This window comes from Mycobacterium sp. TH-M103, assembly GCF_057473785.1.
In genome coordinates, this window is the sequence record NZ_JBYCLG010000029.1 from 1 (window position 1) to 9,281 (window position 9,281).

The window sequence follows — 9,281 nt, forward strand, 5'->3', positions numbered from 1 at the left end:
GATCGCGGCGAAATCTTCCTTGGCGCGTGCTTCCTCGAGCTTTTCCACAGCGGCGTTGGCGCCCTTGACGTACGTGGCGTGGTGCTTGGTGTGGTGCAGCTCGTTGATCTGGCCCGAGATGTGTGGTTCCAGCGCTGCGTAGTCCCAGTCCAGATCGGGCAAGGTGTATTCGGCCACAGCATTCCTTTCTTAGTGATCGTTAGTTAACGCCTTGACGCTCATTCGCACGTGTCCGCCACGCGCCGGCCTGGCATGGTCAACCCTGCTCCATGACCGCGCGCGCCGCAAGAATCACCGCTATGGGCAATTGACGGACATACCCGTTCGTAGGCGTTTCAAGACGAAAAGTCAGGACAAGACGATGACGGCCAGAACGGCCAGCAAGAGCAGCGCGATCAGGCCCGCACGCAACGCGGCGACGCTGTGGCTGTGGTTCCACGCGGGTGAGCCGGAATACGAGCTCGAGGGGCCCTGCGAACCAGGACCGAACGAATGCGTGGCCATCAGTCGCCCTCCACCTGCACGACACCTCGCCGAAGTGAGATGAGTCACACGGAACTTTTCGTGACCGCGATCATAACCCTTTGCAACCGTCCTGAAAAATGCGGGCGGGAGGGGCGCCGGCAACTCGCGGCGGCGGCGGTAGGGCGAACGGCGTCGCTAGGCGGCGGATCCGGCTTGTCCGTGACATGAGGATGACATGAGGCAAGGGGCCGGCGATTATCCACAGCCACGGCCCATCTCAGGCACAGATACCAGTATTGATGGGTTCTATACCCCGTCGCCTCCTGGGGATAAACCTGTGGAAACTGTGGATAGCCAGCGGCCGCCGCGAGCGTCCGGGTGAGGCCGTTCCGGCGGCGTTCGGCCGGCCTTTCCCGAGACGTCTTAGGCTGGTCCGGTGATCCAGGTGTGCTCCCAGTGCGGCACTCGGTGGAATGTGCGCGAGCGACGGCGCGAATGGTGCCCCCGCTGCCGCGGCCCGCTGCTGGCGCCGCACTCGGGACCCGGGCCGGTTTCGCCGCAACCGCCGCCGCCCGACCCGCGCTGGGGCCCGGGCGCCGGCCCCCCGCCGCGCACGGCGTCCGGTGCCGCCGGCTGGCAGCGCACCCGGCCGCAATTGCCGCCGGGCTTCCGGTGGATCGCGGTGCGTCCCGGCGCCGCCCCGCCCCCGCGGCGCGGACGGCGCTCCCGGGGGCCCACTCCGCGCTACGCCGTCATGCCGCGCTGGGGTCTGGCGGACCGGGTCGACCAGGCCACCGCGACGATCCCGCCGCCGGCGAAGGCGGGACCGCCGGCCGCCGTGGTGCGCACCGCGTTGTTCGTCAGCGTGCTGGTGCTCAGCCTTACGGCCCTGGTCTATGTCGTGCGTTATGTGCTGCTGGTGATCAACAGGAACACGCTGCTCAACTCGGTGGTGGCCCTCGCCGCGCAGTGGCTGGGGGTGCTGGCCAGCGTGGCGGCGATCGCGGCGGTGAGCGTGTGCGCGGTGACGGCGACCCGGTGGCTGATCGCGCGGCGTGCCGCCGTGTTGTCGCACCACGGACTGCCGGAACCGCGCTCCGCCCGGGGTTTGTGGGCCGGGTGCCTGGTGCCGCTGGCCAACGTGGTGTGGGCGCCCGTGTACGTCATCGAACTGGCCGTCCTCGAAGAGCACTACGCCCGGCTGCGCCGGCCGATCGTGCAGTGGTGGATCGCCTGGGTGGTCGGCTACGTGGCGTGGATCTTCGCGATCGTCACCAGCTTCGCCACCGACGCCCAGGGCATCGCCAACAACACCGTCATGATGGTGCTGACGTACCTGCTCGCGGCCGTCACGGTGGCCGCGCTCGGCCGCGTCTTCGAGGGCTTCGAGCGCAAACCGGTGCAACGCCCCGCGCATCGCTGGGTGGTGGTCACCCCGGACCAGCCGGACCGGCCCGAGGCGCCCGCGCCCGCCGGCCCTGTTGAGTTGCCGGGGCGGGAACCGGCAGCATAGTGCTATGACGTGGGCCGACGAGGTGCTCGCCGGGCATCCCTTTGTGGTGGCCCACCGCGGCGCGTCGGCCGGTCGGCCCGAACACACGCTGGCCGCCTACGACCTCGCGCTCAAGGAGGGCGCCGACGGCGTGGAATGCGACGTGCGGCTCACCCGCGACGGGCACCTGGTGTGCGTGCACGACCGCCGGCTGGAGCGCACCTCCACGGGGGCCGGCCTGGTGAGCACGATGACGCTGGCCGAGTTGCGCGAGCACGAGTACGGCGCGTGGCACGACAGCTGGCGTGCGGACGGCACGCACGGCGACACCAGCCTGCTGACGCTGGATTCGCTCGTCTCGCTCGTCCTCGACTGGCACCGCCCGGTGAAGCTTTTCATCGAGACCAAGCACCCGGTCCGCTACGGCTCGTTGGTGGAGAGCAAGCTGCTGGCGCTGCTGCACCGGTTCGGTATCGCCGCGCCGGCGTCCGCCGACCGGTCCCGCGCCGTGGTGATGTCGTTTTCCGCGGCGGCGGTGTGGCGGATACGGCGCGCGGCGCCGTTGCTGCCGACTGTGCTGCTCGGTAAGACCGCCCGCTACTTGACCAGCGGCGCGGTCACCGCCGTCGGGGCCACCGCCGTCGGGCCCGCACTGTCGACCCTGAAGGAGTATCCGAAACTCGTGGACCGCGCCGTCGCGCAGGGCAGGGCGGTGTACTGCTGGAACGTCGACGAGTACGAGGACATCGACTTCTGCCGGGACATCGGGGTGGCCTGGCTCGCGACGCACCACCCGGGCCGCACCAAGGCCTGGCTGCAGAACGCGCGGGCCGGCGGGCTGGACGAAGGCGGCCCCCCGGCGGAGGGCGGCGTGCCCGGCTGACCGTCGGAGGCGAGCGCGTCGAACAGCTCGGCGGCCGCATCGTGGTTCCAGATCACCACCGAGCCCGCGTCGGTGCTGGTGAACTCGCCGATCGGGACGGTCAAGGTGGTGGTCGGTCCGTGCAGTGCCCAGCCGAGCCGCGCCAGATCCCACACGTGGTCGTCGCGCCCGACGGTCAGGGCGCCGACGACCGCGCGTGGCACCGCGTACCAGCGCCACGGGTTCAGCCACACGCCGGGATCGGCGGCGCGGTGCACCAGCGCCGATACGAACTGACGTTGGTTGGTCATCCGGTCCAGGTCGGCCCGCGGTGTGTCGCGGGACCGGACGTAGCCGAGCGCGTCGCGCCCGCCGAGGGTCTGGCAGCCGGCCGGCAGGTCGATGCCCGCCAGCGGGTCGTCCATCGGGGCGTCCGGGCACACCCGCACCCCGCCGAGCGCGTCGACCAGGGCGGCGAAACCCCCGAAGCCGATCTCGGCGTAATGGTCCAGGCGCAGCCCGGTGGCCTGTTCCACTGTCCGGGTCAACAGGGCCGCTCCGCCGATCGTGAACGCGGCGTTGAGTTTGTCCCTGCCGTGGCCCGGGATCGGAACATAGGAGTCGCGGGGCAGCGAGATCACCGTGGCGGCCACCCGGTGCCACAACCGCGGTAGGTGGACCAGCAGGATGGTGTCGGTGCGGGCGCCGCCCATGTCGCCGCCGGTGCTCAGCTCCCGCTGTTGCGCCGCGGTGAGCCCTTGGCGGCTGTCCGAGCCGACGAGCAGCCAGTTGGTGCCGCGGCCCGGGCCGGGCCGATCGGGGTAGTCGGCCAGCGCCGGCGCGCGGTGCAGCGCGGTGTCCAACCACACGGCTGCGCCGATCATGCCGGCACCGGCCATCAGGAAGACCGCCAGCAGGCTCGTCGACACGGTCCGGACCCAGCGGCGCAGGCTGCGCTTGCGACGGCTTCGGGGCGCCGCGGGCGGTGGCGGGGCACCCGGCCGCGGCGCGGCGCGGGCGCGCGAATCGGCGCGGGGCGGCCGCGGCGGCGGTTTCGCCGGCGCGACGGGCGGCGGGGCCGGTTGACGTCGGATGACCTGGGACGGTTCCGGGCGTGCTCCCGGACGCTCCGGTGGTCTCTCGCCGTGCACCCCCGACAATTTAGCTTTAGCGGCGGGCGCGCAACCCGTTGACGAACGGGCAACCCATCAGCACGCGGATCGCCCGGCTAAGGCCGGGCATGTCGCGCGCGGGCTGGTGGAAGGGCAGCCGGACGTCGCGGTCGCCGTCGTCGGCTTCGACGCGGAACCGCACGCCGTAGCGGTCGAGCCCCAGGGGACGGACGCGGCCGCGGCGCAGCGGCGCCGGCAACCGCGACACCAGCCGCGCCACGACGTCGCTGTGGGCGGTGTCGAGGTGCCACAGCAACGTCGATTCGATCGCGCAGAACGGGTCGGGCCGGGCAGCCAGCAGGTCCGCCGCGTCGACCGCCTCGGCGCCGGTGGCGTCGGCGACCACGACCGAGGCGATCTCGAGTCGCAGCAGGTCGTAGCGGCCGCAGTCCCCGGAGCGCCGGGACCCGGGGGTGCGCACCGCCAGCAGCGCGGGATTCGGGTCCTCGGAGGCGACCTGGTCGAGCAGGCCGGTGACGGCGCACGGCGGTACCTCCCGCATCCGGCCGCGCACCCAGACCAGGGACCGGACCGGCTCCCGCAGCGGCAGCGGCGCGTAGTCGGTCAGCTCCAGCACGGCCTGGGAGCCGCAGACGCCGCGGCCGGCAGCGACCGCGACGGCGAACGACCCGTCGGGCAGCAGGTGATGCACGGGCGTGGCGACCGGCGCCTCGCCCGCGCGGCCCGTCTCCAGGGCGAGCAGCGCGCCATCTGCCCGGGCGCACGCGCTGCGGATCCGTTCGGCGGTCGTCGGCGCGGCGACGGGCAACGGTGACATCCAACCTCCTTAGGTAAGCCTAAGTTAAATTACGATGAGGGAGGCCGCAAGGCCAGCGGCCGGCTGCCGTTAGGGTTTGGGTGTGGTCCGCATCGCATACCTCGGCCCCGAAGGCACCTTCACCGAGGCCGCGCTGCTGGAGATGACGGCGGCCGGCCTGGTTCCCGCCCAGCCGCCGGACGGGATGCGGCGGCTGCCGATGGACAGCACGCCCGCGGCGCTCGACGCCGTCCGCGACGGCGCCGCCGAGTTCGCCTGCGTGCCGATCGAGAACTCGATCGACGGATCGGTGATGTCCACTCTGGACAGTCTGGCGATCGGTGCGCCGCTGCAGGTCTTCGCGGAGACGACCCTGGACGTGGCGTTCAGCATCGTCGTCGGGGCGAACCGTGACACCGGCCCCGGCGCCCCGGACGTGCGCACGCTGGCGGCCTTTCCCGTGGCCGCGGCCCAGGTGCGGCGCTGGCTGGACGCCCATCTGCCGGGTGCCGAGCTGCGCCCGGCCTACTCCAACGCCGACGCGGCGCGGCAGGTGGCCGACGGCCTGGTGGACGCCGCGGTCACCTCGCCCCTGGCCGCCGCCCGCTGGGGCCTGGGCGTGCTGGCCGCCGGCGTCGTCGACGAACCCAACGCCCGCACCCGCTTCGTGCTGACCGGTCCGCCCGGGCCCCCGCCGGCCCGAACCGGCGCGGACCGCACGTCGGTGGTGCTGCGCATCGACAACGCCCCCGGCGCGTTGCTGGCCGCGCTGGCCGAGTTCGGCATCCGCGGCATCGACCTCACCCGCATCGAGTCCCGGCCCACCCGAACCGAACTGGGCACCTACCTGTTCTTCGTCGACTGCGCCGGCCACCTCGACGACGACGCCGTCGCCGAGGCACTCAAAGCGCTGCACCGTCGTTGTGTCGATGTGCGATATCTGGGTTCTTGGCCGACGGGTGCGGCCGCCGGGGTGGTGCCGCCGCCCGCCGACGAGGCCTCGCGCTGGCTGACGGGCCTGCGGGAGGGGAGGCCGTCGTGAGCGGGCGCCTGGTGCTGCTGCGGCACGGCCAGTCCTACAGCAACGTCGAGCGCAGGCTCGACACGCGGCCGCCGGGGGCGGAGCTGACGCCGCTGGGGCGCGACCAGGCCCATACGTTCGCCCAGGAATCGGGGCGCCCGGCGCTGCTCGCGCATTCCGTGGCGGTGCGGGCGTCGCAGACCGCCGCGGTGATCGGTGCCACCCTCGACATGTCCGCGACCGAGCTCGCCGGCATCCACGAGGTGCAGGTGGGCGAGCTGGAGGGCCGCAGCGACGACGGGGCCGTGGCGGAGTTCAACGCCGTCTACGAGCGGTGGCATCGCGGCGAACTCGACGTGGCGTTGCCCGGCGGCGAGAGCGCCAACGACGTGCTGGACCGTTACGTGCCGGTGCTCACCGAGTTGCGTCTGCGCTACCTCGACGACCACCAGTGGGGCGGCGACATCGTCGTCGTCAGTCACGGCGCGGCGATCCGCCTCGTTTCGGCGGTGCTGGCCGGCGTGGACGGGAACTTCGCCCTGGACAACCACCTGGACAACGCCGAGTCGGTGGTCCTCTCCCCGATCACCGACGGCCGGTGGAGTTGCGTGCGGTGGGCGAGCCTGACGCCGCCGTTCTACCCCGAAGCCGAGGCCAGCCCCGTCGCCGACGCGGTGCGCTCGAGCACCGATCCGATGGGCTGACTCAGACGGCCACCGCGACCGACTCGGTGCATCCGCAACCGACGGCGTCGCAGTCGATGACGAAGGTGTGCGGCAACAGCTCGGGGGCGAAGCAGTCCGGCTCGGTGCATTCCGACCGGCGCAGCGCGTGGCGAATGATCGTGCCGTGACAGTGGTGCAAGCCCTCCCGGCAGTCGCGGCATTCGTGGCTCATACGCCGTTCATAGCACTGGCCACCGACAAAGCCTCGGCGCCGCGCCCGGGCGGCGCGGCGTGGGCCGCTCAGGCCCAGCCCAGTTCCTCCAACCGCTCGTCGTCGATGCCGAAGTGGTGGGCGATCTCGTGGATGACCGTGATCGCCACCTCCTCGGCGACGTCGTCGTCACACGCGCACGCGTCCAGCAGCGGCTCGCGGTAGATCGTGATGGCGTCCGGCAGCGTGCCGGCGTAGTCGGAGTCCCGCTCGGTCAGCGCCACGCCCTCGTAGAGGCCGAGGAGTCCGGGATCGTCGGGGTGGCGGTCTTCGACCAGGATCACGACGTTGTCCATCGCGGCGGCCAGCTCGGGCGGGATCAGGTCGAGCGCTTCGCAGACCAGTTCGTCGAAGCGTTGCGGATCCATCCGCACCGGCACGCGCCTAGCCCCCCGGCGCGGCCTCGGCAGGCGGCGCCCCGCCGTCCGGCGGGGGTGGTGCATCCTGCGGCGGCGGGGCCTGGGGTGGCGGCGCGACCGGCTGCTGGTGCGGAAGGTGCTGGTTGTTTGGCGGGATCGGGTTCGCCGGTGCGCTGGGCTGGGCGGCCGGCGCCTGCACCGGGATCGGCGGCAGCGTGAGCCGCTCCTCCGGGATGTCCGGCGGCGGCATCGGCGGCTGACCGTTGATGAGCAGGTCGCCCTTGGCGCTGTTGACCAGCGTGGCCCAGCCGCCGGTGCCCAGCGTCGTGCCGATGCTGCACGCGACCTCCCGGCTGCCCGCCGACCAGCTGGGCAGGGCGACGGTCGGATAGATCAGCGTCAACGTGGTGGTGCGCAGCTTGATGGGCGCCAGGTAGGCGTCGGTCATCTTGGTGCACGCGTCCTTGATGAAGCCGTCCTGGTCGGGCTCCGCGGGCAGGGGCCCGGGGAACTTCTCGCCCAGGTTCACCGTACCGGTGACTTCCATCGCGTGCGGGGCGGCGCAGTCGACCGGGACGTCGACCGGCTGGTTGGTGGCCGGGTCGATGCCCAGACAGGTACCCGCGGGCCACACCTTGGACTGGTCGATGTCGGCGACCTTGCCCTTGAAGACCTGCTGCTGGTTGTTCGCGCCGGGTAACTGCAGCCCGCACAGCATCCGGCGGTCCCCCGACTGCCGCCAGGCCCGGTCACCCGGCCACAGCAGGCTCACCGTGAACCTGCTGTTGGGGTCGAACTTGGTTCCGAGGTAGTTGCGGACGGCGGGCTCGCATTGCTCCTGCGTGATCTGCTGGATGCGGGCCGGCGACGGCGGTTCGGCCTTCGAACCGTATTCCGAGCCCGGGAAAGTCCGCATGTCGACGGACTCGGCGACCTCGAACTTGTGGTCGTCGGCGCAGTTGACGATGGTCGCCGACTCCGGGCTGAGGTCTGGCCACATCAGGCAGTCGCCGGCCCCGGCGCGGTTGAAGGCGGCGTCGCTCTTGGTGCCCGTGCTGGGGACCGGGTCGGCATCGATGTAACCGGCCAGCCGCCCCGGCCCGGTGCCGCCCACCGGGATGGCGGTGACCAGCCCGGCGATCATCAGGCCGCCGAGCGCGGTGAGCAGCAGGCCGCGCCGCGTGGCCCGCGCCCGCACGGCGCGCAGCGTGCGTGGCCAGCCCGGTCCAGGCGAATCGCTGGATTCCGGGGCTTCGGGCACGGGCGCTTCCGACATCCGCTCCATTCTGACAGCAGCCGCACAGCCGGGTGACCAATGTGGCGGATGTAGTTTTGTGGGATCGAACTGGGCGGGGACGCTCCGACATCGGGCCGCGACGCCGAAAGTAGTCTCAGGGCCGTGATCGACCTGAAGCTGCTCCGGGAGGACCCCGACGCCGTACGCCGTTCCCAAATCAGCCGCGGGGAGGACCCGGCGCTGGTGGACGCCCTGCTGGCCGCCGACGCCGCGCGCCGGGCGGCGATCTCGACGGCCGACTCGTTGCGCGCCGAGCAGAAGGCCGCCAGCAAGAGTGTGGGCTCCGCCTCGCCCGAGGAGCGCCCGGCCCGGTTGCAGCGCGCCAAGGAACTCGCCGAGCAGGTCAAGACCGCCGAATCCGATCAGGCCGAGGCCGAGGCGGCGTTCACCGCCGCGCACCTGGCGATCCCGAACGTGATCGTCGACGGGGTCCCGGCCGGCGGGGAGGCGGATTTCGCCGTCCTCGACGTCGTCGGCGAGCCGGCGGCGATCGACGACCCGAAGGACCACCTGGAGCTCGGGGAGTCGCTCGGCCTCATCGACATGCAGCGCGGCGCCAAGGTGTCGGGCTCCCGGTTCTACTTCCTGACCGGCCGCGGGGCGCTGCTGCAGCTGGGTCTGCTGCAGTTGGCGCTGCGGCTGGGCGTCGAGAACGGGTTCGTCCCGATGATCCCGCCGGTGCTGGTGCGCCCCGAGGTGATGGCCGGCACCGGATTCCTCGGCGCCCACGCCGACGAGGTGTACCGGGTCGAGGCCGACGACCTGTACCTGGTGGGCACCTCGGAGGTGCCGCTGGCCGGCTACCACGCCGACGAGATCGTGGACCTCTCCGGCGGCCCGCTGCGGTACGCGGGCTGGTCGTCGTGCTTCCGGCGGGAGGCCGGCAGCTACGGCAAGGACACCCGCGGCATCATCCGGGT

At 72.1% G+C, this 9,281-nt stretch carries 10 protein-coding genes and 2 pseudogenes; 5 read left to right on the forward strand and 7 right to left on the reverse strand.

Annotated features, from left to right (window positions below):
- Together AC2VOR_RS01275 and AC2VOR_RS01280 are read right to left on the reverse strand one after the other, a co-directional pair.
- A pseudogene (locus AC2VOR_RS01275) lies at positions 1–177 on the reverse strand (superoxide dismutase); the annotation flags it as partial.
- Positions 178–348: 171 nt separating this feature from the next.
- Positions 349–504, reverse strand: coding sequence for a hypothetical protein (locus tag AC2VOR_RS01280; RefSeq protein WP_369736335.1), 156 nt, complete (start codon positions 502–504; stop codon positions 349–351).
- A 397-nt stretch (positions 505–901) separates the two neighbouring features.
- Between AC2VOR_RS01280 and AC2VOR_RS01285 the strand changes: the two genes are divergently transcribed.
- Complete coding sequence (locus AC2VOR_RS01285) at positions 902–1,978, forward strand: DUF4328 domain-containing protein (RefSeq protein ID WP_369736336.1); 1,077 nt, start codon at positions 902–904, stop codon at positions 1,976–1,978.
- Between the two features lie 4 nt (positions 1,979–1,982).
- Positions 1,983–2,840 carry a glycerophosphodiester phosphodiesterase gene (locus tag AC2VOR_RS01290; protein WP_369736337.1) on the forward strand — a complete coding sequence of 286 codons (858 nt, stop codon included), beginning with the start codon at positions 1,983–1,985 and terminating at the stop codon, positions 2,838–2,840.
- Here the strand turns inward: AC2VOR_RS01290 and AC2VOR_RS01295 are convergent.
- Both AC2VOR_RS01295 and AC2VOR_RS01300 read right to left on the reverse strand, forming a co-directional pair.
- Positions 2,804–3,970 (reverse strand): annotated as a pseudogene (locus AC2VOR_RS01295) (LCP family protein); the annotation flags it as partial. The gene AC2VOR_RS01290 and the pseudogene AC2VOR_RS01295 sit on opposite strands and share 37 nt — an antisense overlap.
- Before the next feature lie 16 nt (positions 3,971–3,986).
- Positions 3,987–4,769: a DUF2470 domain-containing protein gene (locus AC2VOR_RS01300; protein ID WP_369736338.1), complete on the reverse strand. Its 783-nt coding sequence runs from the start codon at positions 4,767–4,769 to the stop codon at positions 3,987–3,989.
- A gap of 82 nt (positions 4,770–4,851) precedes the next feature.
- On the opposite strand from AC2VOR_RS01300, the gene pheA reads away from it, so the two are divergent.
- Positions 4,852–5,790: a prephenate dehydratase gene (gene pheA / locus AC2VOR_RS01305; protein ID WP_369736339.1), complete on the forward strand. Its 939-nt coding sequence runs from the start codon at positions 4,852–4,854 to the stop codon at positions 5,788–5,790.
- Positions 5,787–6,473 carry a histidine phosphatase family protein gene (locus tag AC2VOR_RS01310; RefSeq protein ID WP_369736340.1) on the forward strand — a complete coding sequence of 229 codons (687 nt, stop codon included), beginning with the start codon at positions 5,787–5,789 and terminating at the stop codon, positions 6,471–6,473. The genes pheA and AC2VOR_RS01310 overlap by 4 nt, the downstream gene beginning before the upstream one ends.
- Before the next feature lies 1 nt (position 6,474).
- Here AC2VOR_RS01310 and AC2VOR_RS01315 read toward each other — a convergent pair whose 3' ends face one another.
- The 3 genes from AC2VOR_RS01315 to AC2VOR_RS01325 all read right to left on the reverse strand — a co-directional run bounded on the left by AC2VOR_RS01315 (position 6,475) and on the right by AC2VOR_RS01325 (position 8,349).
- A complete protein-coding gene (locus AC2VOR_RS01315) occupies positions 6,475–6,666 on the reverse strand; it encodes a hypothetical protein (RefSeq protein ID WP_369736341.1) in 192 nt (63 codons plus the stop codon).
- Between the two features lie 68 nt (positions 6,667–6,734).
- A complete protein-coding gene (locus AC2VOR_RS01320) occupies positions 6,735–7,085 on the reverse strand; it encodes a metallopeptidase family protein (RefSeq protein WP_369736342.1) in 351 nt (116 codons plus the stop codon).
- A 4-nt stretch (positions 7,086–7,089) separates the two neighbouring features.
- Positions 7,090–8,349 (reverse strand): septum formation family protein, encoded by a 1,260-nt coding sequence (locus AC2VOR_RS01325; protein ID WP_369736344.1) that lies wholly within the window; start codon positions 8,347–8,349, stop codon positions 7,090–7,092.
- Positions 8,350–8,463: 114 nt separating this feature from the next.
- On the opposite strand from AC2VOR_RS01325, the gene AC2VOR_RS01330 reads away from it, so the two are divergent.
- A partial coding sequence (locus AC2VOR_RS01330; RefSeq protein WP_486963057.1) for a serine--tRNA ligase occupies positions 8,464–9,281 on the forward strand: 818 nt, incomplete at its 3' end.

Coding starts and splice junctions, on each gene's coding strand:
- AC2VOR_RS01325 (WP_369736344.1), bottom strand. CDS start 8,349: ATGGAGCGGATGTCGGAAGCGCCCGTGCCCGAAGCCCCGGAATCCAGC.
- AC2VOR_RS01280 (WP_369736335.1), bottom strand. CDS start 504: ATGGCCACGCATTCGTTCGGTCCTGGTTCGCAGGGCCCCTCGAGCTCG.
- AC2VOR_RS01290 (WP_369736337.1), top strand. CDS start 1,983: ATGACGTGGGCCGACGAGGTGCTCGCCGGGCATCCCTTTGTGGTGGCC.
- AC2VOR_RS01300 (WP_369736338.1), bottom strand. CDS start 4,769: ATGTCACCGTTGCCCGTCGCCGCGCCGACGACCGCCGAACGGATCCGC.
- AC2VOR_RS01315 (WP_369736341.1), bottom strand. CDS start 6,666: ATGAGCCACGAATGCCGCGACTGCCGGGAGGGCTTGCACCACTGTCAC.